Genomic DNA, 22,417 nt, shown 5'->3' on the forward strand with positions numbered 1-22,417 from the left:
CGTGCGCCTTTCGGTTCCACAGAAAAAGTAATTCGATAATCATCCCTGACAGACTATATTATTATATTGATTTGTTTTTCCCGTATTTCCGACTTTCAAAAGCAGCAACAATGGTGGTGGTTCATATGACTACGGTTCTTTTTCTCTGCGCCGGTGCAGTGCTTCTTCTTAAAGGCGCCGATATGCTCGTAGACGGCGGAAGCGGTATTGCCCTTAAAGCGGGTATATCACAGCTTGTGGTCGGTCTGACCATTGTATCATTCGGTACGAGCGCCCCCGAGCTTGCCACGAGCCTCATTGCAGCGGTCAAGGGATCAGGGGACATATGTTTCGGCAACGTTGTCGGCTCGAATGTCATCAACATTGCCCTTATCCTCGGCTCTTCGGCACTTCTCAGGCCGATTCCGGTAAACCGTCTTCTCATCGGAAGAGATATTCCCTTCATGATTGCAATCACCGTCGTTACCTTCGCCCTCGGTTATTTCGGATTTGTGGGAAGACTGGCGGGAATCGGTTTTCTCGTGTTATTCGTGATATACCTTTTCCTCTGTTTTAAAACGCCACCCGCAGAAATCGAAGTGGAAGATACTTCACGTCAGAAAAGGTACGGCACGCTTATTCTGCTCATAGTACTGGGAATAGCGGCGTTAGGGGCGGGCGCCTCGCTTTTTGTCGATGGCGCACGGAATATCGCCCGTTCTTTCGGTGTTAGTGAAGCAGTTATCGGCCTGACCATTGTGGGTATCGGTACATCGCTTCCCGAACTGGTCACATCGGTGATTGCTGCCCATAAAGGAAAAGCCGATATCTCGCTCGGGAATATCGTTGGTTCGAATATCTTCAATATTCTCTTCGTGATAGGTATTTCCTCGACATTATCACCGTTCAGCATCTCTCCCGACCGGTATATGAAATTCGTCGGCCTGCCGTTCATGATGACCGTGGCTGTACTCCTGCTGCCATTCAGTATATCCGGAGCAATTCTGTCCCGCAGGGAAGGCCTGTTTTTTATTGCAATAACGATCATATATTTTACTCTTGCCTTTATAATATCCTGAAACTCGTGAAGAGCGGTGATTCCGGCAGGAGGATTCCGAAGAAACCGCCGATATCGACGGGAGAATGTTTTACAGAAACGCTTTTCGGATAACACTGTTACACACTGTATAAGGAAGGACATTCATAAACATGACCACCATATTCGAGGGAATCATGATATTCTGCTGGGGTGTTTCCTGGCCTGCGGCGGTAATTAAAACATACAGAACCAAAAGTATCGACGGTGTTTCAATCGTTTTTCTCTGGTTCGTTTTTACCGGGTATATTTCCGGTCTTCTGTTTAAAATTTCCGAAGCGTCTTCCAGCGGAACAATCAATCCGGTAATTGTGCTGTATATTTTCAATTTCCTTCTCGTGGGAATCGAGCTCATCCTGTATTATCGATACAGGAGAAGAAAACCTGAAACAGTAGGTATACGGGAATAAACGGAATATATTCAATTCATTATTATTTCCTGCAGACACAGTGACTTTTTCGGAATGTATCGTAAAAGTTTTCTCTTACCCGGAGGGAGGTAATGATGGAAATCATTGATTTGAATGAAGAATACAACCCGATATATTTTACATGCCTCGAGGACTGGTCTGACGAAATCAGAGAAGCGGGAAATCACAAGGAAATCTGGTATTCCATAATGAAAGACAAGGGTCTCAGAGTAAAACTTGCACTTGATGATAAAGAGCAGGTTGGCGGCATGATACAGTACATTCCTATCGAGCATTCCTTTGCTGAGGGAGAAGACCTTTACTTTATACACTGTATATGGGTGCACGGACATAAGCAAGGGAGGGGGAACTATCAAAAAAAGGGAATGGGGAAAGCCCTTCTTACTGCCGCAGAAAACGATGCAAAAGATAGAGGTGCAAAAGGAATGGCTGCATGGGGATTATCGCTCCCCATCTGGATGAAGGCTTCATGGTTCAAAAAACATGGTTATACCAGAGCGGACAAAATCGGTATCCAGTCCCTCATGTGGAAACAGTTCACCAAGGATTCACTTCCTCCCCGCTGGATCAGAGAAAAGAAAAAACCGGAAACCATACCGGGAAAGGTAACGGTGACCGCGTTTCTCAACGGGTGGTGTCCTGCAATGAACATGGTTTTTGAACGGGCGAAAAGAGCTGCTGCCGAAGCGGGAGACGGGGTTGTATTCAAGGAGATCAATACCTGCGACAGGACAGTCATGATGGAATGGGGTATTGCTGATGCCCTGTTTATCGACGATAAGCAAGTCAGAACGGGTCCTCCGCCCTCGTACAAGAAACTCAAGAAAATTATGGAGAAAAAGGTCAACAAGCTGTAGTCAATTTCTTTGAAGAAGTCGGTGAAAAATATCTTTTTCATACGACAGATGATGAAATAGAGATTTGTATAAAAGTGTAAAAAAGCCCCTTTGTTTATGAATCTTCTTATCAGTATCGTATTTCATTCAGGGAACGGCTGCCGAATACATTATCTCGCAACTCAAAACAGCTTTCCATAACACTGTCTCGCTGATGTAAAGCTGGTTAAGTGACAAGCATCTCAATAATTTAAGTAAACATACGTATCAAAAAACTAAAATAAAGACAAACAGGTATAAAATTTCCCCGTGAAATTTTTCCTTATATCGTTATATTAAAAGCCTACAGGCATATTTTTTTTTACGGATATTATACACGGTACTGCCATGATTCTTTATAGTATGTGTGTAGCATGGAACTGGGAATATGATGCTGATTTTGTCAATCTGCTCGAATCCGCACTAATATCCCGAGGATTGTCGCTTCTCCAGATTACACCGGGTAATTTTGAGGACATGATGTGTTCTCTTTCCCGGAACGAGCTTGCCTTCAGGGTCTTTTACGACCGTGCTTCGGACAGCGATCCCGGTTTTACGCCGCTCATCAGATGGGCAGGAGACCACGCCGCCCATTGCATCAACCACCATGAAACAGCACGCCGGACATGGGATAAAACCGCCATGCATCAGACTCTTATACATGCGGGTCTCTATACGCCTTATGGTATCATACTTCCATCATATGACGAACAGCCCGAGCTTTCTCATATCGATTTAAATCCGCTCGGCGAGCGTTTTACCATAAAACCGGCGCATGGCGGAGGAGGAGAAGGTGTGGTCAACGACGCCACAACCATGAAAGAGGTGCAGAATGCCCGTAAACTGTTTCCTGCGGATAAATATCTCCTCCAGTCCCATATAGACCCTATCCGGCTCGGTAATCATATGGCATGGTTCAGAGTCCTTTACTGCTCCGGTCAGATTTACCCATGCTGGTGGGACAACAGCACACATATTTATACAATACTCTCGTGTGAAGATAAAAACCTCTATAACCTTTCGCCACTCATCGATATGACCGCCACAGTTGCCCGTTTAAGCTCGCTCGATATTTTTTCCACTGAAATCGCCATCACTGTGGACGGAACATTCGTAGTCGTCGACTTCGTAAACGACCAGATCGATCTTCGGCTGAAGTCAAAGGCTCGTGACGGGGTTCCCGATACGGTCGTGCAGGATATCGCCGCCAGGACAGCCCTTCTTGCAGCGGAGAATTCCGGGGATCCGTCGGTTTATCAGACCACATAGTTCCGCTTTCCATAATACAAATCGCGATACGATCTCCCGAAACTCGGTCCCTCTCCCGTAAAGAGGAGAGATAAGAAAAGCATTGTATCGGGCATTCGAGCATGTTACTTATAATTATTTCAAAGGTTTCGGTTTATAAAATTTTGTGAATCGTATTCTCACGGTTATCGTATAAAGAGTATTGTCCGCTCTGAAATAACCGACTCAGAAACGGAATAATCAGATCATTTCATTAAAATACCGTACAGAAGCCACAAAACCGGATAATAGCATATAAACGCTTGACATACACACTATTATATATGTTATTAGACATAACAGGCACTTAATCTGCTGTAATAAACAATATTATTTGCCTCAGCACTATATATATACTATATATATACTATCAGGGATATAAAGCGGGATATATACACATTACAAAACATCCGACCGTCGTATATTAATCAAACTTTCGGGTACGTTGTAACAAATATTGAATCGATTCATCGGGAACTGAAAATATGATGGGAATATATGTGGGCAGGCAGCCGATCTTCAACCAGCACCTCAAGGTTGTCGGATACGAGCTGCTTTTCCGCGATTTCAATACTGATAAAGCGAATGTTGTAAACGGCGACCATGCCACCTTAAAGGTCATTCTCAACTCATTCATGGAGATCGGCCTCCAGCGTATTGTGGGAAAGGAACCTGCCTTCATCAACCTCACCCGCAGCTTCATTCTCGAAAAAATCCCCATACCATTCCCCAAGGAGCATGTGGTGATCGAGGTGCTGGAGGACATTACTATCGACGATGAACTCATAGCAGCCCTGAAAAGCCTTTCATCCCGCGGGTACCGCATCGCGCTCGATGATGTTGTCAACCCGCGGCTCGTCGGCCCCCTGCTCGATATCGCCAATATTGTCAAGCTCGACATCATGGGCATCGACATGTCATCACTCAAAGAATATGTGCGGTATCTCCGAAAGTACGATGTCAAGCTGCTGGCAGAAAAAATCGAGACGCTCGACATCCTCGAGACCTGTAAAAGCTCCGGTTTCGACTATTTCCAGGGCTATTTCCTCAGCCGCCCCAACGTGGTGGAAGGCCATTCCATACCTCCCGCCCGTCTCAATCTTCTCCGTCTCCTGTCGGAACTCCAGAATCCCGACCTCAAAATCCGTGATATCGAGCAGATCATCACCAGTGACGTTTCGCTCAGTTACAAGCTCATCCGGCTCATCAACTCGGTCTTCTACAAAACGACCATGAGGGTCAAGTCGATAACCCAGGCGATCACACTCCTCGGTCTGCGTCAGATACGCGACTGGGTGAGTCTTCTCTTCCTCACCAGTATCGACGACAAGCCCCGTGAGCTCCTGGTTACTGCGATGATACGGGCAAAAATGTGCGAGCTTTTAGGCAAAGCCTCACGGGAAAAGGTGTCGGATGTTGGTTTTACGGTCGGCCTCTTCTCCGTGCTCGACGCCCTCCTCGATGTCCCGATGGAAGATGTCCTCAAATCGCTGCCTCTCACCGCTGAAATTTCCGGAGCCCTGCTCCATCACGAAGGACATTTCGGCGCAATTCTCAATTGCGTCATTGCCTACGAAAACAACGACTGGGAAAATACGCAGTGTCCCGGCATTCCTCCCGAAAGAATCCGTGAAGCCTATCTCAAATCCATCGAGTGGGCAAACGCGGTAAGTGCAGCCCTCATCGAATAAATGACCGGGATTAACCGGGATTGACTACGGATAACCATGATGGTTATACGCGGGGAAATGAATGTCTGAACCGCTGATTACGCTGATTGAGGGATTGGTGTGATTTTATAAAGAGGGGATAGAGCGATTTTTTGGTTTCGTGAAATCAATTGACTTCAAGATTGTCTTATAACATTTCCCCTTGCGCTTCCCGTCTCTTAACACCATTATACCCTTCATGATTTCCTTCCAACCAGAGACTATAAACCAGAAACCATAAACTTTTTTATCAGGATAAAAAAATTATGAACCCGCTCTTTTCAGGCCTTATAGTCGTCATCACCGCCGCGGTGCTCCAGGGCAGCTTCGCCGTGCCCATGGCATACGCGCGGAGGTGGAAGTGGGAAAACTCGTGGATGGTCTTTTCGGTGTTCGCCATGATCGTACTCAATCTTCTGTTCGCTCTCGCCACGATTCCGCACCTGTTCGGTGTCTATGGCTCGCTCTCTCCGGGCGACCTCGTTCTGCCGCTCGTGTTCGGCATCATCTGGGGCGTCGGCGCGGTCGGATTCGGACTCGGCGTCACCTCGGCGGGTCTCGCGCTCGGCTACCCGATCATTTTAGGTACTGTGCTCGGAATGGGAACATTCATCCCGATGGTCGTGCTCCACCCTGCGGATATCCTGACCCCAAAGGGGATTGTCATCCTCTTCGGGCTTGCGGTCACCCTCGCCGGCATCGGCGTGAGCGGCTGGGCGGGAATACGGAAAGAGCGCGAGCAGGGCGCTCAGACAGGCGAGATCACGAAGACCGCACGGTTTTCGGTGAAAATCGGCATCCTCATCTGCTTTATTGCGGGTCTGTGTTCATCGGCGATCAACATCGGCTTTTCGCTGAGCGGATCGGTTGTCGAAGCGGCGCGCTCGCTCGGCGCATCCGGGTACTGGGCGGGCAACGCCATCTGGGTGCTTCTCTTCACCTCGGGCGGGATTCTCAACATCTTCTACTGCGCCTACCTCATGGGCGTCAACAAAACCGCGAGCCTGTACCGTGTGAAGGGTTCGGCGCGGTATTTCCTCTATCTCATTCTCATGTCGCTCATGTGGATCGGGAGCTTCATCCTGTACGGCGTCGGGGCAATGATGATGGGAAACTGGGGTACGGTCATCGGGTGGTCGGTGTACATGGTGCTGTCAATCGGGATCGCCAATATCTGGGGCATCATGCAGGGCGAATGGAGCGGCGCTTCGGGCAAAACGAAGCGGATCATGGTTTCGGCGCTCGCGCTTCTCTTCGCTGCCATTGTAATTTTTGCATTCAGCGGAACCATGTAAGGAAACGGATTTCCCGCAAAGAAACCAAAACGCACAGGATGAAGACAAACAAAAAAAGGGGAATAATCCCTCCGTGTCTTTGTACCTTTGTGGCTCAATTATTTTTTTTCTCCTGCTCCGGAATAAAAAAAACCGCCTGCACGGTTGCAGACGGTTTTTTTCAGTTTAATGTTTACCATTCCCCGATCATTCGAGGTGTTCGAGGTATTTCCCCGAGGCCATGGCGGCAACAGCACCGTCGCTTGCAGCAGTCACAATCTGCCTGAGCGGTGTGACCCGGACATCGCCGGCGGCGAAAATCCCCGGCACCGAGGTCTGGAGATTGAAATCGACCCTGATGAATCCGCCCTCGTCGAGATCGAGCAGTCCCCTGAACATCTCGGTGTTGGGCAGGAGACCGATATAGAGGAAGACTCCCGCAGCGGGAAGCGTTGATTCCACGCCTGTTTTGACATTCCTGAGGGAAAGGCTTTCTACCGACTGAGCGCCGTTTATGGATGTGACGACCGTATCGGTATGGAATACCACTTTAGGGTGCTCGCGGGCTTTCATTACGTATGTGGGTATCGCGCGGAATTTGTCGCGGCGGTGAATGATATGCACCTTCGATGCGAACCGTGTCAGATACAGTCCCTCGTCAAGAGCGGAGTCGCCGCCGCCGATCACGGCGACTTCCATGTCACGGTAGAAAGCGCCGTCGCAGGTCGCGCAGGTTGAAACGCCCTTTCCGAACAGCTCCCGCTCGCCGGGAACATTGAGCTTGCGGGGACGGACTCCGGTGCAGACGATGATGGTTCTCGTATTGAGCTCGCATACGGTGGTCCCGATACAGAAATAATCGTCCTTACTGTTGATGAACTTCACTTCCGCAGTCTTTACTTCGAGACCGAAATTCACCGCCTGCTTACGCATGTTTTCCATGAGATCGAAGCCGGATACGCCATCCGGAAAGCCGGGAAAGTTCTCGACGAACGCGGTGAGTGCTGTCTGGCCGCCGGGAACGAATTTTTCGAGAAGGATCGACTTCATGTTGGCGCGGCTCGTGTAGATTCCCGCGGTCAGCCCGGCGGCTCCTGCGCCGATGATTACCGTATCGAACATCGTTTCCATGCACGGGCCTCCTACAGGAGCGCATCGAGGTGAGATGCAAGCTGGTTTTTGGGAAGAGCGCCGACAACCTGGTTCTTTATCTCGCCGCCCTTGAAAAACAGGAGCGTGGGAATACTGCGGATCCCATACTGCTGGGCAAGCTGCTGGTTTTTGTCGACATCGACCTTGCAGACAACCGCGCGACCCTCGTACTCTCCGGCGATCTCTTCGAGAAACGGCGCGATGAGCTTGCAGGGCGGGCACCAGACAGCCCAGAAGTCGACGATTACCGGAAGAGGATTTTTCAGGACTGTTTGATCGAATATGTCGGCGGTCACTTCCATCGGTTTTGCCATGATGCACAACTCCTTTACATCTATAGGTTTTCCCGACCTATTCACAAAAATTTGATGGAACGCGGATTTTCGCGGATTGGACGGATTTTCGCGGATTTGTTTTTTAACTTTTATGGATATGAAAGATTAATAATTACTAAAGATAGTATAAATAATATATTATGTTTATTTGTGTCTTTGTGATAAATATTCTTATGAATCCGAGTTATGTTGAAATAACTCATGAATGTATTTTTTTAAGTTATTATCGTTTTTTCCGCTTTCGGCATCACGAACGGTATCATGAGCTCCATGAGCAGACGGTTGTCGATGCCGGATTTTTTGAGGAGCGATTCCGTTCTGCCAAGAACGCTGAGAGCACGCCGCACCTCGCGCTGCCCGAAATTGCGCGCCTGGGCATCCATTTTGTTGAGTTTCCAGAGAAACGGGCTGTCGGTCACCGTTTTCATGGCTTCGTTCGTTGGGGCGCCGCTGCGGACAAGACCATTGAAGAGCGCGATTTTCATGATGTGCGACATAAGCGCTCCGAGATAAAAGGTCTCCCTGTTCTTTTCGGTTTCCATGAGACTCGTGAGGATACGGAGCGTCTCGCTGAAATCGCCGAGTCCCACCGCATTTGACAGCGTATACACCGTATGGCGCTTTAACTCCCCGACAACGAGTTCGACCGCACCTCCGTTTATCATTACGCTTTCCCCGGCGGCGATAGTTATCTTTTCGATTTCGCCGTCAAGCTCACGGAGCCCGTCGCCGACATTGTTGACAATAAGCGCGATTGCATCATCCGTCACCTTTCTGCCGCGCCGGGTGAACCGCTGCCTGATCCATGAGGGGAGCTGATTCTCGTATATCCGCTTGAATGATTCACCCAGGAAAAAGTCCTTCGGCGGTTTCGGGGAAAGCGATGCCTTTTCGCCCTCGACGATTACAAGGGTTGTTTCCGGGGTGTTTTTTATGATCTCGCACGCTTTCTTCTGGATCTCTTTATGAAGCTGATCGAAATCCCTGACAACGACAACCCGCCGCTCAGCCATCATGGGAAAGGTTTGAATGAGAGCCGATAATCCTTCAACGGTGATTTTTCCCGGATCAGATCTGTTATTGGTAAACTGATCAGGATAAACCGTATCGAGATTGAAATCACGGGTAGCCGGGTCAACGGTGGCTTCGAGTATTTCGGACAGGCGCTCGGAGCGCTGGAATTCCTCTCCCGAAAGGAGAATCACCCGTATTTGTGCGAAATTATCAAGCTTCATTTGTCGTCGATTTCCTCGAAATCAGCATCTTCAATCGTGCCGGAATGCACGACAGAGGGGTCGCTGTTATGGGTTGAATTCCCATCATCGCCGGCGGATTGGGATGTCCTTTCGGAAGAAGAAGGCTTGTTAAGCCATTTGAACAGTGCGGTCAGAAGCCACCAGATAAGCAGTATACGAATTATAAAACCAAGCACTTTCGCTCCTCCTTTTTGTTGGAGCATCATAACTATTCCATAAAAACCACTTTAATAAAATAACCATTTCCGCCTGAGAAAAAAATGGTTTTCCGGGGAAACCGGAAATTGTTTGTGAACGTGTAAGATATGGAACTGTAAAAAGGTTCGCCGAATATGAAATTCCTTGCACTACCGGCAGTTAAAATCTATATTAAGTAATTCAAATCCATATGGCTGTTAACTTTGATCATTCTTTATACGGAGGATGCGTGTGACCGCAGGAACTATCAATAAAATCATAGCGGCGTGCCTTTTGATAATCATGCTCGGGGTATATATTATGACCGTGGCGCCGACACTCTCGTTCTGGGACTGCGGCGAGTTCATCACCTGCTCGTTTATCATGGGAATACCCCATCCGCCCGGATCACCGCTCCTTTCGCTCATCGGCCGTGTATTTTCACTTATACCTTTCTATGATTTCCGTGGGGAGGGTCTTGAAGAAATCGCATTCCGCGTCAACATGATCGATGTCATTCTCGGTGCGCTGACTGTCATGCTCACCTATCTCATCATGGTGCGCCTCATTCATAAATTCAGGCCGCCTAACGGCAGGAGGCTCGATGATGCGGTTACCATGTTCACCGCCGTGATAACTGCCTTTCTCGTTGCATTTTCCGATGAGTTCTGGAGCAATGCCATCGAAACGGAAACATACATGCCGAGCCTTTTCATGTCCATGCTCGCCGTATGGCTTACCCTGCGGTGGGATGAACGGAAAGAAGACCCGAAGGCTGTCCGGTACCTGTTTCTGGCTTCGTATCTCATCGGCATCGGTAACGGGGTTCACCTGACCGTTCTCCTGATTGCGCCAACGGTATTTCTCCTCGTGCTGTTCTCGAAACCGCAGTGGTTTTCGGAAAAGAAGCTCTGGCTCTATCTTGCCGTATTCATGATTCTGGCGGCGGTCATCAAACTTTTCACGGGGCTTGAAATCCTGTATTTCTCCATGGCTGTTTTCGCGTTTGCTGCTCCGTTCATCCTGTACAGGCTCTCCATGGGAAACCGTGCTCAATGGATGGTCGTGCTGCTCGGTCTTATCTTTTGCGGATCACTCTATATCATCGGATTTTCCGTCTATCCGACCGTCATGGTCCGCGCCGGGAAAAGCCCGATCATCAACGAGGGCAATCCCGACAACTGGGAGCGGTACAAACTCTATATGGCGCGCGAGCAGTACGGCCAGGAAAACATGTATATCGGCATATTTACCCGTAATGCAAGCTTCAAATACCAGTTCGGCTACATGTATCTGCGTTATCTCATACAGCAGTTCCCCAAATGGGGCCCGACCATCAGTGTTACCTTCGACAACAACCGGTCGGCGGATTATCCGGAACAGGATGTTACCATCCGTGATGAAGTCTCGATTTCGGTGCTTCTTCTTTCGCTTTTGATATATGGCATCTATACACACGCCCGTGAGGACTGGAAGCGGTTTTCCGCATTCCTGATCTTTTTCATCGTATCATCGGTCGGTCTTGCCCTCTATCTCAACATGAAAAATCCTCAGGTGCGCGAGCGTGCCTACTTTTTCCTCGGATCGTTTTACATCATCTCCTACTGGATCGGCTTCGGAATATACGGCGTCATCACGGACATACAGGCATGGTTCCAGGAAAAAAACAGCGCTCGTCTGATCGCTCCGGTTACCGTGGCTCTCTTTATCCTGTTTGCAACGATCGTACCGGTCTCGATCGCTTCCAATCATATCGATCCGAAATATACCAACTGGCAGGCGCATGACCGTACGGAAGACTGGGCTCCCTTTGACTATGCCTACAACATACTCATTTCGTGCGACAAGGACGCAATCCTCTTTACAAACGGCGACAACGACACTTTTCCACTCTGGTACCTCCAGGAGGTGAAAGGCTTCCGGAAGGATGTCCGTATCGTCAATCTCAGCCTCCTCAACACAGACTGGTATATTTTACAGAACACGCACGAAAGTGTGTCAATCCCTCAGGAACCGGTTCTTCTCAGCAAGAAGGAACAGGAATATGTGAGGCCGGTGTCGACCGAGCGGAAAACCATCCCTGTTCAATTCAGCGACGATTTCATCGAAAACACTCTCTGCGGTCACGACGATCAGGACCTCGCCCTCCGTGTATGGCCGATCGAGGGAAAAAATGTCGAGGCTGCGGGAATATCGTGGAAGCTTCCGACCTACCATCATGACCAGAATTACGGAATGATCCGTATTCAGGATGTGATGGTCTACAAGATAATCGAATGGGTAAACTGGACACGGCCTATCTTTTTTGCGGTGACTGTGGCCCAGGAAAACAAGATCGGGCTCGATGATTACCTTGCCATGGAAGGAATGGTATCGCGGCTCGTAAAGAATTCAGTCGCTCCCGGCTATCCCAATGTGGACGTTCCCGTGCTTGACAATAATGTATTCAACGTGTATAAATACCGGTCACTTACCGATGATTCCGTATACAAACCGCCCAACACGCTCAAGCTCGTTACCAATTACTTTATCGGATTTGCCCAGCTCTGCGAGCGGTATGTATCGATGGGCGACAAAGAAAACGCCACCCGGGCCGCGCGGGGAGCCATTGAAAGAACGCTCCATGATCTTTCAAAAAGGGTGATTCTGTACAAAATCATGTGGAACGGGAAAATCACCGATGAATTGAAAGAATTTCTCGATAACGAGATCAGGAATCCCGACTTTATCGAAGGCCGCGAGGGTCTTCTTGATGAGCGTCTGCAGGTGGCCGGTCTCCTCGATACCCTCGGAGAGCATGACAAAGCCAGCACTGTGGTCAGAAACGAAACCGCCCGGCTCAATCTGAAGAATACATCGGACAAGATCGAATTCGGAACGCGTCTTTTCCAGAATTCACTCGACAGCGCGGCTATCGAATACTTCAAGGAAATCATCGCCGATGATTCGACCAGTGTCGAGGCATGGAAAGTTTATGCCTCGCTGCTGTATTCAACCGGGCAGCTCGGAGAGGCTATCAACGCGCTTGGTCATCTGGGAAAACTGACTCCCGGAGACAAATCCGTACAGGAAAGCATTAAAATCCTGTCCGAACAGGAGCGCAGGAAGTCGCTCCCCGATTCTCAAACCATGAGGCAAACGCCCCGGTGAACTCTGGAAAAATAAATTCGCTGGCGGCATTGGTCATTTTCATGGTGACATTGGTCATATACCTTCTGACCGTGGCGCCGACAGTATCATTCTGGGACAGCGCCGAATTCATCTCCTGCGCCGTCACCATGGGCATCCCTCATCCGCCCGGATCGCCGCTCCTTTCGCTCGCCGGCCGTGTCATGTCCATCATCCCGTTCTACGACTTCAGGGGCGGGGGCTTCGACAGCGTGGCTTACAGGCTCAACCTCATGGGAGCTTTTTCGGCGGCTTTCACCGTCATGCTCTTCTATCTCGTCATGGTAAGGCTCATCACGAGAATTTCGGCCTTCAGGGGGAGCGCAATCCATGACGGCATTATCATATTCAGCGCATCGGTTGCGGCATTCCTCGCGGCGTTCTCCAATCAGTTCTGGGAAAACGCCCTCGAAACCGAAACCTACATGCCAAGTCTCCTCCTTTCCCTGCTGGCTGTCTGGCTTACACTCAGGTGGGCCGGGGAAAAGGAAAATCCACGGTCGTTCCGGTATCTTTTCTGCGCGGCATATCTCATCGGCCTCGGCAACGGCATTCATCTCTATGTTCTGCTCATCGCTCCGGTCGTTGTCCTGATCGTGCTGACGGAGAAACCTCAGTGGTTCTCGGACCTGCGGCTCTGGGTCGCGCTGGCGGTATTCCTCACAGTCATCGGCGCAACGAGGCTTGCCGGGGGACGGCTCTATCTGTATATCGCCATGGGCCTGTTCTCCCTTGCCGGCCCGTACATCATCGTGCGGTTTTCACGTTCGGCAGTACACCAGTGGACACGGACATTTCTCGGGCTTGTGCTCTGTCTCTCGCTCTACGGAATCGGGTACTCCGTCTATCCCACAGTGGTCGTCCGCGCCTCGAAGCATCCGGCCATCAACGAAGGCAATCCCGATACATGGAAACGGTATACGGAATATCTCGACCGCGAGCAGTACGGCCAGGGAAACATGTACACCGGGATGTTCACCCGGAACGCCGGTCCCGGATACCAGTTCGGTTTCATGTATCTCCGTTATCTCCTCGAACAGTTCCCAAAATGGGGTCCCGTGGCGACCGTGACGTTCACCAACGACCTGTCAATGGATTATCCCGACATGAAAGCCGATATCCGTGACGAGGTGTTTATTCCGATAGGTCTTTGGATTCTCGTGTTCGCCGGAATCTTCATTCATGCCCGCCATGACGTGAAACGGTTCGTTCCCTTTCTCCTGTATTTTCTCCTGACATCGGTCGGGCTTATACTCTATCTCAACATGAATAATCCCCAGGCGCGGGAGCGCGACTACTTCTTCCTCGGATCGTTTCTTGTCGTCATGGTCTGGGCCGGATTCGGTGTTTTCGGTGTGCTGAGCCTCATCCGGTCGGCTGTCGGACGGCTGGAAAGGCCGGGGCTTACAGCAGGGATTGTTCTTGTTGCGGGTGCGGTTTTTGCCACCATTATTCCTGTGGCGGCGCTCTCGAACCATATCGATCCGGAATGCACGAATTACCATGTTCACGACCGTTCGCATAACTGGATTCCCCTCGATTACGGGACTAACATGCTCGATTCCTGCGCCCCGAACTCAATCCTGTTCACCAACGGCGACAACGACACCTATCCCCTCTGGTATGCCCGCGAGGTTCTCGGCCTGCGCCGTGATGTGCGGATAATCAACCTGAGTCTTCTCAACGCTCCCTGGTATATAAAACAGCTCAGGGACGAGGATGTTACCGTTCCCATATCGTATTCGGACGATTTCATCGACAACAGGCTCTGCGGGGACAACCTCCTTTCGGGGCAGACACGCCGCTGGACACTCGAACCGCGAGAAGTCACCATCGCCGGCATGACATGGAACATGCCACCGGACAAGCTCGGAGCGGTCGGGAGTGATAGAATCGGCATTCTGAGTGTGGCGAGCCTTATGACGGCGCACATAATACAGGAGACAAACTGGACGCGTCCCATCTATTTCGGGGTCACGGTCGGCTCGGAGACCATGATCGGCCTCTACGAGCATATGACCCTTGAAGGAATGGTTTTTCGTCTCGGCAAGGAAGCAGCGCCGAAGGATACATACCATGTGGAAGCAGCGGCGCTCGACCGCAACATTTTCGGACGGTATTCGTACCGCGGGGTGACCGATCCCACGGTCTATAAGTCGCCCGAAACCACCCGCCTTCTCTATAACTACGTGATCGCATTCATCCGCCTCTGCGAGAAATACATCGAGCTCGGCGACCGTGCAAACGCTCTCAGGGCCGCACGGGGGATGTTCGAATACACCAGTCCCGAGCTCGACCACCGTATCCTGCTCTGTTCGATCCTGTACAGGGGAGGTTTTACCGATGAATACGAGCGGCTGGTTACCGAGGAAATCCGGAAGCTTCCGCCGGATGACATCATGACATCGCTCAGGACGGGGATACGGTTTATCGAGTTTAACCTGCCCGGTGCGGCGCTCATGGTTCTCAATCCGCTCACCACCAGTCATCCCGACAACACCGATGTTCTCAAGGGATATATCATGGCGCTCTACCAGTCACGCGATTATAACGAGGCGCTCAAAGCCACCGACCGACTTATCGCTCTGTTGCCGAACGATCCGGAACCGGCCCGGTACCGCGAGATAATCATGAAAAATCTTCAGACATCACCTGCCGACACCTCGGCGGGAGAACATACTCAATGAACAAAACAGGCAGCACAGCGAAGAAACCGCCGGTCGTACGGTTTCTGTCTTCCGGCTGGTTACGGATTATCGTATCGCTCCTCCTCCTCACATACATCGGCTGGCGGTTCAGAATCGGCACAATCGCCTCGACCATGTGGACGGCGGACCGTCTCCTGCTCGCCGGGGCTGTCGCGGTGTTCATCGTGAGCGGTGTGCTCGGCGCAGTTCAGTGGGGAACGCTGCTGAAGTTTCACGGCATCCGTCTCGGATTCGGCGGGACGGTTGCGCGGTACTTCATGGGGCTTTTCTTCAATTACCTGCTTCCCGGCTTCGTCGGGGGCGATGTAATCCGTGTGTACAAAACCGCTGTGGCTTCGGGGCAGGCAACCCAGTCGTTTTCATCGACCCTCGCCGATCGTGTCATCGGCCTGCTCGTCCTCGTGCTGTTCAGTCTCGGCGCGTTCCTGGTTCTCCCTTCGGGGCCGGCTAACAGAGCGCTGCCTGCCGCGGTGTTCATGTTTCTCATACTGGCCGGATTTATCGCTCTTTTCGCGTTCAGACCGCTCGGCTCGATTGTGAAACGGATGTTCGGCAGGTTTATTCCCGAAGGATTCGGCGAAAAACTGTCCGCGGTGTACGGCGAAATGCACCTGCTGACCCGCTCACCACGGACGCTCATCGAGGTTTTCGGGCTGTCGTGCCTTATTCAGATTACCCGTATCGGCGTCCATTTTCTCTGCGGGCGTGCTGTCGGAATCGAGCTCGGATTCTCCTATTTCGCCCTTTTCGTGCCGGTGATAGAAATCGTAGCAAGCCTGCCCTTCTCGTTCGGCGGAGTCGGCGTGCGCGAGACGGTGGCGTTTATCCTTTTCTCGACGGTGGGTGTTGAACAGGCCACAGTCGTTTCCTATACGCTTCTCGCAACAGCCTCCGGATTCACCGGAGCGCTCCCCGGCGGCGCGGCATTTGCGCTGAGCGTCGGCGAAAGGAAGGCACGGTGAAGATACTCCTCGTCAACTGGATGGACATGGCCAATCCAATGTCAGGAGGGGCCGAAGTTCACCTGACCGAGATATTCAGGCGCTTTGCCGGGCGCGGCAACGATGTGACCCTCGTGGCTTCCGGTTTCCGCGGAGGGAATACCCATGACGAGTACGAGGGCATCAGGGTCATCCGTACGGGAACACGCGAAACGTTCAATTTCGCCGTACCGCGCCTCCTGATAAAGCTCGACCGGGCGGAACATTTCGATCTGGTCGTCGAGGACATCAACAAGGTCCCTTTCTTTACGCCGCTGTACCTTAAAAAACCCATTCTCGTGGTCGTCCCGCACCTGTTCGGCACCACGGTGTACCGTGAAACGAATCCCGTTTTCGCATCGTACGTGTATCTCATGGAGCGCCCCATACCTCGTGTGTTCCGCAATGCCACCTTCGAGGTGATTTCCGAGAGCACAGCCCATGACCTCGAACGGCGGGGCATCGATCCTCGGTTCATCAGGGTCGTTCACTGCGGCATGGATCATGAAATCTATAACCGTGACGATACGGTCGAAAAATTCGATGTACCGACCATCCTGTATGTCGGTCGTATCAAACGCTACAAGAGCGTCGATGTCGTCATCCGCGCCCTGCCATTAGTACTTAAACATATCCCAGATGCCCGGCTCGTGATTGTCGGCTCAGGCGACACGATAACCGAGCTGCGGAAACTCGCGGCCTCCCTCGGTGTAGCCGACCATGTCGTTTTCACCGGATTTGTGCCGACCACGGAAAAAGTCGACTGGATGCGGCGCGTTCATGTTGTTGTCAATCCTTCGCCCAAAGAGGGCTGGGGACTTACCAACATCGAGGCGAACGCATGCGGGACTGTAGCTGTGGCATCGGATACGGACGGGCTCCGCGACTCGGTGCGCGATGGCGAGACAGGGCTGCTCTTCCCGTACGGCGACCATGCGGCGCTCGCCGACCGTCTTATACGGATTCTGACCGATGGCGGCCTTCGCGACAGGCTCGGCAGAAACGCCCTCGCATGGTCGCAGACCTTCACCTGGGACAACGCCGCCCGTGAAACGATGGATATTGTCGACGGGATCGTATACGGGAAACGGGAGTGAAAAGAAGCTTTTTTACCACAAAAACACTAAGGCACAAAGGTTTTTATATATACTTTTTCTTCGTGTCTTCGTGCCTTTGTGGTTTTAAAATATGGACAATGACAATTCGGGAGGCACCATGAAAATTCTAGCAATATCAGGCAGCCCGCGCGTGGGCGGCAATACGGACTCCCTCCTCAAGCTTGCCCTCGAGGTTTTCGAGGAAAAGGGCATCGAGACCGAATTCATATCTCTCGCGGGAAAATCCATCAAGACCTGCATCGCCTGCATGGAATGCAGAAATGCACCGCGCTGTATCCTCGATGACGATTTCGATCCGATATTCAGGGCGATGGTCGATTCGGACGGGTTCATTGTGGGTTCACCGGTCTACTTCGGTTCGGCAACCGCCGAGCTCACCGCCCTGCTCGACCGTGCCGGTTATGTGGCCCGTCACAACGGCAATCTGTTCAGCCGCAAGGTAGGGGGCCCGATTGCGGTCGCCCGCCGTATCGGACAGAACTTCACCATTGCCCAGCTCCTCATGTGGTACATGATCAACGGCATGGTCGTTCCGGGGAGCACATACTGGAATATAGCCTTCGGCCGTGAAATGGGCGAAGTCCTGCAGGATGCGGAAGGTATCCGGACAATCCGCACCTTCGCCGAAAATATCGCCTGGCTGCTCGAAAAAATACACGGGTAAACTCGGCAACATGCATTACTGTTGAAGCACAAACCACAACCGGCATTCAAGAGGGCGGTGAAAAAGTATCTTTTCACACGTTCGATAGTGAAATGTATTGTTGCTGTCAAGGGTATGTAAATTGCCTGACAACCCCCCATTTTTTTAAGAACACTTTTTTCTATTATGTTACTTCCTTTGCGTGCCCAAAGGAAGTAACCAAGGAAAGGGCACCCCGTGAAAAGCCTTTTTCCACGGTCACTGCCCGTTTTTCGGGAATGTGTGAACTCACGAACCTTCGGTTCGCTCGGACAGCACCCATTCTTTTTCCGAAAACCGGTTGTGACCGCGGGGCTTTTCAATGGGTTTATTAATACACGGGCTTTAATGGTTTATATGCTATTTATAATCAATTCATTACAATACAATTCATCATGGTTTTCAGGGGATCGCCATCATGTAAACATGTTCCCGGATCATTAATCGGGAATCAGTACTTTATGCCGCCCCATGACAGCCTGTTTCCAGACATATGATGTTTTCACATGGCTTTTGATAATTATATGTTCTCAAACCACATCGATCACGGGTTATTGCAGTCAAACCGGTCACTCCATGTAAATTATGAATAAACAGGAAGCTTCAAGCGAAAAGGACATCATCCTCGATTCCATCACGGACGGGGTGTTTACGGTCGACAAGGAATGGCGAGTGACCTCCTTTAACCGTGCCGCGGAACTCATAACCGGCATTCCGAAAAAGGAAGCCATCGGCCAGCCCTGCAAGTATGTGTTCAGAGCATCCATCTGCGAGGAACGATGCGCGCTCCTCCACACCTCGGAAAGCGGGGAACCGGTCACCAACCTGCCCGTGTATTTTCTCCGGGCCGACGGGACAAAGGTTCCGGTGAGCATCTCGACCGCACTCCTCCGCAATTCCCAAGGAAAAGTCATCGGCGGAGTCGAAACGTTCCGCGACCTGAGCGCCGTGGAAGAGCTCAGGCGTAAACTGCGGAGCAGTTATACCTTTTCCGATATAGTCAGCCGCAATCACCGGATGAGAGAAATCTTCGACATCCTGCCTGTCATCGCCGAAAGCCCGGCCACTGTCCTCGTGGAAGGAGAAAGCGGCACCGGCAAGGAGCTTGTCTGCCGTGCAATCCATGACCTCAGTTCCCGGCGGAACGGCCCGTTTGTGGCGGTAAACTGCGCGGCCCTGCCGGACACGCTTCTCGAAAGCGAGCTTTTCGGATACAAAGCCGGGGCTTTCACCGATGCCCGTACCGACAAACCGGGGCGGTTCGCGCTCGCGGAAGGCGGCACCATACTGCTCGATGAAATCGGCGACATTTCGCCCGCCCTCCAGGTCAGGCTCCTCCGGCTCCTCCAGGAAAAGGTATATGAGCCGCTCGGATCGATAAAACCTGAAAAGGCCGATGTCCGTATCCTGACAGCCACCAACCGCAATCTTGAAGAGCTGGTGAAAAATGGCGCCTTCAGGAGCGATCTCTATTACCGCATCAATGTGATCAGGCTCTTTATCCCGCCGCTCAGGGAACGGAGGGACGATATCCCCCTGCTTGCGGAACATTTCATCGAACGCTTCAATACACTCCACTCGCGGGAAATCGAACGGATTTCGGATGCAGCCATGGCGGCTCTGCTGGAACACGATTATCCCGGCAATATACGGGAACTCGAAAACGCCATCGAGCATGCCTTTGTTCTCTGCGCAGGCACGGTAATTCTTCCCGAGCACCTGCCGCCGCAGTTCAGAAAAAAAACCGCAGTACCCTCTCTGACACAGGAATCCGGTTTTTCTCTGCGGGATATCGAGGCTCGCGCCATCACCGAAGCCCTCAGGTGTAACAACGGCAACAAAGCCTCAGCTGCCCGCGCGCTCGGAATCGGCCGGAAAACCCTCTACCGCAAGATAGAGGAATACGGTATCACCAGCGAAAGTCACGAAGAATAGAAAACTCCGTTCAGTATCATTATGATACACTTCTCAATCCAGATATGTATCGTTATAATACATATCACCTCCGTTTGTCTCACTTCTTTTCGCCTGCTCTCTTAGCATAATACATTGTTATTAAAAGTGTTTGCTTATTGCCTCACAATTATGGTACAGGATTTGCTCTTTTTATTCCCCGGAGAAAACAACCATGCGGATCGCCATACCTTTATGGTACGACAGTGTTTCGCCTGTGCTCGATACCGCCGGCAAGCTTGTTATTATGACTATCGAAAACGGCTCGGTTGTATCGAGAAGCGAAATTTCCCTGAACCCTGCGGAACCTGTAAAAACCGCGGAGCTCATCGCAAACCAGGCCGATGTTCTCGTCTGCGGCGCCCTGTCGAGGCAGTTCGCATCATATCTGACGTCGCTCGGTGTCGATATTTATCCGTGGACGATGGGAACGGTCGACCGGATTGTAGACGCTTTCATCAACGGTACTGTTCAAAAGCCCGAATTTACGATGCCGGGCTGCAGAAAACACCGTCACCGGTGGTGCGAACGGGGAAGACAGTGCGAACAGGGACGTCCGCATCGTCAATCACACTCCGACTGCAAAAAGGAGGCATAAATATCATGAAAATTGCAATCAGCTCGCAGGGAAAGGAAATAAACAGCCGTGTCGATCCGAGATTCGGCAGAGGAAAATACTTTATCCTGATCGATTCCGATACGGGCGCTTTTTCAGCCCATGACAACTCGCAGAATCTCAATGCGCTCCAGGGAGCGGGAATTCAGGCCGCCAGAAATGTAACCGATCTGGGAGCCGGGGCGGTGATAACCGGCAATGTCGGGCCCAAAGCGTTCGCCGCGCTCGAAGCGGCCGGGGTGGAAATCTACACCGGCGTTTCCGGCACCGTACAGGAGGCGCTGGCGGATTTTCGGGCAGGAAAACTCAGCCGGGTGGCAAAGGCGACGGTTGAAGGACACTGGTGAAAACCGGAGGTGGATGCTATGCCAGGTTTTGATGGAAAGGGTCCTGTGGGACATGGTCCGCGGACCGGTCGGGGACGAGGGATATGCGGCATCGGTATACGCAGCTTTACCGGGAAGAGGTCGCGAACCGTTGGCCTTCTCACGTTTGTCGTTCCTGCTGTGGCTGCCGTGATAAACGATGCCCGTAAACCGTATGGCATCACAAGGAGGCTTTACAGAGCAATAAAAGGAAGGTTTGCCGGTTCAGCTGATAAAGGCGCGGTAACCGGTTCGTCGGTGAATTACATCGAGGATAAACACGAAAAGTAATGAACAATCTGCTGACAAACATTATCGGTTCTTATAAGAGGGCCGTGAAAAAGTATATTTTTCACGAGCCCTATAACAAAATGTGTTGTTTTGTTGCTGTCAAGGGCGTGTAAATCGGCACTTCGTGCCGATCCTTGACAGCTTATATCCACACTTACAGACTTTATCACAAGACTTTTAAGCAGTGAATATTAACCATTGTAAACCATCAGTAACATAGAGGAGTTCCATATGCCAAAACAGGACGGAACAGGCCCGTCAACACGGGGAAGAGGTAGAGGAAAAATGGGAGGAGGCTCTGCGGCGGGTCCGGGTGGAAACTGCATATGTCCGGGCTGCGGGACCAAGGTGCCGCATTCGCGGGGAATACCCTGCAACCAGATGAAATGCCCCGAATGCGGAGCATATTTGACAAGAGAAGTATCATAACAAAAACTGTAAATTTCATCATGGGGCGTGTGAAAATATTTTTTCAGAGCCCTCTTAAAGGAGGTCAGTTATGCCAGGCGGAGACAGAACAGGGCCATTGGGACTCGGTCCGATGACAGGAAGAGCCGCAGGATATTGCGCCGGTTACGGAGTTCCCGGCTTCATGAACCCCTATGGTCACCGTGGTATGGGTTTTGCCGGAGGCAGAGGCGGAAGAAGGCGGGGGTTGTGCTGGACCATCCCCTTTGCAGTTCCGGCAGTAATGCCGACCGCTCCGGTATCCCCCTATCCGGGCAGCATTACGGAACCATACGATGAGAGCATGGAAACGGAGAATCTCCGTGTTCAGGCGGAACAGCTCAGGACTGCTCTCGCGGGTATTGAAAAACGTCTCGAAAAGCTCGAATCAAAGAAAACCGAAAAGGAACAGAAAGACTGATACAGATCGGTGACGACACCATCCGGGCGAGGTAACGGCTCAGGAATAAGATGCCGGTCCTGCCCGGGTGATCCAATACCTAGTTGCATTCGAACAG

Annotated in this window: 20 protein-coding genes; 16 read left to right on the top strand and 4 right to left on the bottom strand. The window is 51.3% G+C overall.

The window, feature by feature from the left end; genetic code table 11:
- The first annotated feature begins 125 nt into the window (after positions 1–125).
- The 6 genes from LLG96_02170 (at position 126) to LLG96_02195 (ending at position 6,672) form a co-directional block, all read left to right on the top strand.
- On the top strand, positions 126–1,058 hold the full coding sequence (locus LLG96_02170) for a calcium/sodium antiporter (protein MCE5249005.1): 933 nt from the start codon (positions 126–128) through the stop codon (positions 1,056–1,058).
- Between the two features lie 130 nt (positions 1,059–1,188).
- Complete coding sequence (locus LLG96_02175; GenBank protein ID MCE5249006.1) at positions 1,189–1,485, top strand: PQ-loop repeat-containing protein; 297 nt, start codon at positions 1,189–1,191, stop codon at positions 1,483–1,485.
- A gap of 92 nt (positions 1,486–1,577) precedes the next feature.
- Positions 1,578–2,363, top strand: coding sequence for a GNAT family N-acetyltransferase (locus LLG96_02180; GenBank protein MCE5249007.1), 786 nt, complete (start codon positions 1,578–1,580; stop codon positions 2,361–2,363).
- 366 nt (positions 2,364–2,729) lie between these two features.
- Positions 2,730–3,650 (top strand): hypothetical protein, encoded by a 921-nt coding sequence (locus LLG96_02185; protein MCE5249008.1) that lies wholly within the window; start codon positions 2,730–2,732, stop codon positions 3,648–3,650.
- Positions 3,651–4,153: 503 nt separating this feature from the next.
- The gene (locus tag LLG96_02190; protein MCE5249009.1) at positions 4,154–5,359 is read left to right on the top strand and encodes an HDOD domain-containing protein; all 1,206 of its coding nucleotides are present in this window, start codon (positions 4,154–4,156) and stop codon (positions 5,357–5,359) included.
- A 284-nt stretch (positions 5,360–5,643) separates the two neighbouring features.
- The gene (locus LLG96_02195; GenBank protein MCE5249010.1) at positions 5,644–6,672 is read left to right on the top strand and encodes a hypothetical protein; all 1,029 of its coding nucleotides are present in this window, start codon (positions 5,644–5,646) and stop codon (positions 6,670–6,672) included.
- Positions 6,673–6,858: 186 nt separating this feature from the next.
- Here the strand turns inward: LLG96_02195 and trxB are convergent, their stop codons facing one another.
- From trxB to LLG96_02215, 4 genes are all read right to left on the bottom strand, one after another.
- On the bottom strand, positions 6,859–7,782 hold the full coding sequence (gene trxB / locus LLG96_02200; protein ID MCE5249011.1) for a thioredoxin-disulfide reductase: 924 nt from the start codon (positions 7,780–7,782) through the stop codon (positions 6,859–6,861).
- An 11-nt stretch (positions 7,783–7,793) separates the two neighbouring features.
- Positions 7,794–8,117 (bottom strand): thioredoxin, encoded by a 324-nt coding sequence (gene trxA, locus LLG96_02205; GenBank protein ID MCE5249012.1) that lies wholly within the window; start codon positions 8,115–8,117, stop codon positions 7,794–7,796.
- Between the two features lie 236 nt (positions 8,118–8,353).
- Entirely contained in the window at positions 8,354–9,373 is a 1,020-nt protein-coding gene (holA, locus tag LLG96_02210) for a DNA polymerase III subunit delta (protein MCE5249013.1), read from the bottom strand.
- The gene (locus LLG96_02215) at positions 9,370–9,570 is read right to left on the bottom strand and encodes a hypothetical protein (protein ID MCE5249014.1); all 201 of its coding nucleotides are present in this window, start codon (positions 9,568–9,570) and stop codon (positions 9,370–9,372) included. Before LLG96_02215 ends, holA begins: the two co-directional genes overlap by 4 nt.
- A gap of 253 nt (positions 9,571–9,823) precedes the next feature.
- Between LLG96_02215 and LLG96_02220 the strand changes: the two genes are divergently transcribed.
- The 10 genes from LLG96_02220 (at position 9,824) to LLG96_02265 (ending at position 22,320) form a co-directional block, all read left to right on the top strand.
- Positions 9,824–12,721 (top strand): DUF2723 domain-containing protein, encoded by a 2,898-nt coding sequence (locus tag LLG96_02220; GenBank protein MCE5249015.1) that lies wholly within the window; start codon positions 9,824–9,826, stop codon positions 12,719–12,721.
- Positions 12,718–15,426: a DUF2723 domain-containing protein gene (locus LLG96_02225; protein MCE5249016.1), complete on the top strand. Its 2,709-nt coding sequence runs from the start codon at positions 12,718–12,720 to the stop codon at positions 15,424–15,426. The genes LLG96_02220 and LLG96_02225 overlap by 4 nt, the downstream gene beginning before the upstream one ends.
- Positions 15,423–16,409, top strand: coding sequence for a flippase-like domain-containing protein (locus LLG96_02230; GenBank protein ID MCE5249017.1), 987 nt, complete (start codon positions 15,423–15,425; stop codon positions 16,407–16,409). Before LLG96_02225 ends, LLG96_02230 begins: the two co-directional genes overlap by 4 nt.
- Complete coding sequence (locus LLG96_02235; protein ID MCE5249018.1) at positions 16,406–17,524, top strand: glycosyltransferase family 4 protein; 1,119 nt, start codon at positions 16,406–16,408, stop codon at positions 17,522–17,524. The genes LLG96_02230 and LLG96_02235 overlap by 4 nt, the downstream gene beginning before the upstream one ends.
- A gap of 118 nt (positions 17,525–17,642) precedes the next feature.
- The gene (locus LLG96_02240) at positions 17,643–18,209 is read left to right on the top strand and encodes a flavodoxin family protein (GenBank protein ID MCE5249019.1); all 567 of its coding nucleotides are present in this window, start codon (positions 17,643–17,645) and stop codon (positions 18,207–18,209) included.
- A gap of 603 nt (positions 18,210–18,812) precedes the next feature.
- Positions 18,813–20,162, top strand: a complete 1,350-nt coding sequence (locus LLG96_02245; GenBank protein MCE5249020.1) for a sigma 54-interacting transcriptional regulator — start codon at positions 18,813–18,815, stop codon at positions 20,160–20,162.
- A 193-nt stretch (positions 20,163–20,355) separates the two neighbouring features.
- Positions 20,356–20,778, top strand: coding sequence for a hypothetical protein (locus LLG96_02250; protein ID MCE5249021.1), 423 nt, complete (start codon positions 20,356–20,358; stop codon positions 20,776–20,778).
- A gap of 5 nt (positions 20,779–20,783) precedes the next feature.
- On the top strand, positions 20,784–21,143 hold the full coding sequence (locus tag LLG96_02255; GenBank protein MCE5249022.1) for a NifB/NifX family molybdenum-iron cluster-binding protein: 360 nt from the start codon (positions 20,784–20,786) through the stop codon (positions 21,141–21,143).
- A gap of 18 nt (positions 21,144–21,161) precedes the next feature.
- Positions 21,162–21,452 (top strand): DUF5320 family protein, encoded by a 291-nt coding sequence (locus LLG96_02260; GenBank protein MCE5249023.1) that lies wholly within the window; start codon positions 21,162–21,164, stop codon positions 21,450–21,452.
- A 499-nt stretch (positions 21,453–21,951) separates the two neighbouring features.
- Complete coding sequence (locus LLG96_02265) at positions 21,952–22,320, top strand: DUF5320 domain-containing protein (GenBank protein MCE5249024.1); 369 nt, start codon at positions 21,952–21,954, stop codon at positions 22,318–22,320.
- Positions 22,321–22,417: the final 97 nt, after the last annotated feature.

The organism is bacterium (assembly GCA_021372535.1).
Taxonomy (GTDB): domain Bacteria; phylum Latescibacterota; class Latescibacteria; order Latescibacterales; family Latescibacteraceae; genus JAFGMP01.

Coding starts and splice junctions, on each gene's coding strand:
- LLG96_02170 (MCE5249005.1), top strand. CDS start 126: ATGACTACGGTTCTTTTTCTCTGCGCCGGTGCAGTGCTTCTTCTTAAA.
- LLG96_02175 (MCE5249006.1), top strand. CDS start 1,189: ATGACCACCATATTCGAGGGAATCATGATATTCTGCTGGGGTGTTTCC.
- LLG96_02180 (MCE5249007.1), top strand. CDS start 1,578: ATGATGGAAATCATTGATTTGAATGAAGAATACAACCCGATATATTTT.
- LLG96_02185 (MCE5249008.1), top strand. CDS start 2,730: ATGATTCTTTATAGTATGTGTGTAGCATGGAACTGGGAATATGATGCT.
- LLG96_02190 (MCE5249009.1), top strand. CDS start 4,154: ATGATGGGAATATATGTGGGCAGGCAGCCGATCTTCAACCAGCACCTC.
- LLG96_02195 (MCE5249010.1), top strand. CDS start 5,644: ATGAACCCGCTCTTTTCAGGCCTTATAGTCGTCATCACCGCCGCGGTG.
- trxB (MCE5249011.1), bottom strand. CDS start 7,782: ATGGAAACGATGTTCGATACGGTAATCATCGGCGCAGGAGCCGCCGGG.
- trxA (MCE5249012.1), bottom strand. CDS start 8,117: ATGGCAAAACCGATGGAAGTGACCGCCGACATATTCGATCAAACAGTC.
- holA (MCE5249013.1), bottom strand. CDS start 9,373: ATGAAGCTTGATAATTTCGCACAAATACGGGTGATTCTCCTTTCGGGA.
- LLG96_02230 (MCE5249017.1), top strand. CDS start 15,423: ATGAACAAAACAGGCAGCACAGCGAAGAAACCGCCGGTCGTACGGTTT.
- LLG96_02240 (MCE5249019.1), top strand. CDS start 17,643: ATGAAAATTCTAGCAATATCAGGCAGCCCGCGCGTGGGCGGCAATACG.
- LLG96_02245 (MCE5249020.1), top strand. CDS start 18,813: ATGAATAAACAGGAAGCTTCAAGCGAAAAGGACATCATCCTCGATTCC.
- LLG96_02250 (MCE5249021.1), top strand. CDS start 20,356: ATGCGGATCGCCATACCTTTATGGTACGACAGTGTTTCGCCTGTGCTC.
- LLG96_02255 (MCE5249022.1), top strand. CDS start 20,784: ATGAAAATTGCAATCAGCTCGCAGGGAAAGGAAATAAACAGCCGTGTC.
- LLG96_02260 (MCE5249023.1), top strand. CDS start 21,162: ATGCCAGGTTTTGATGGAAAGGGTCCTGTGGGACATGGTCCGCGGACC.
- LLG96_02265 (MCE5249024.1), top strand. CDS start 21,952: ATGCCAGGCGGAGACAGAACAGGGCCATTGGGACTCGGTCCGATGACA.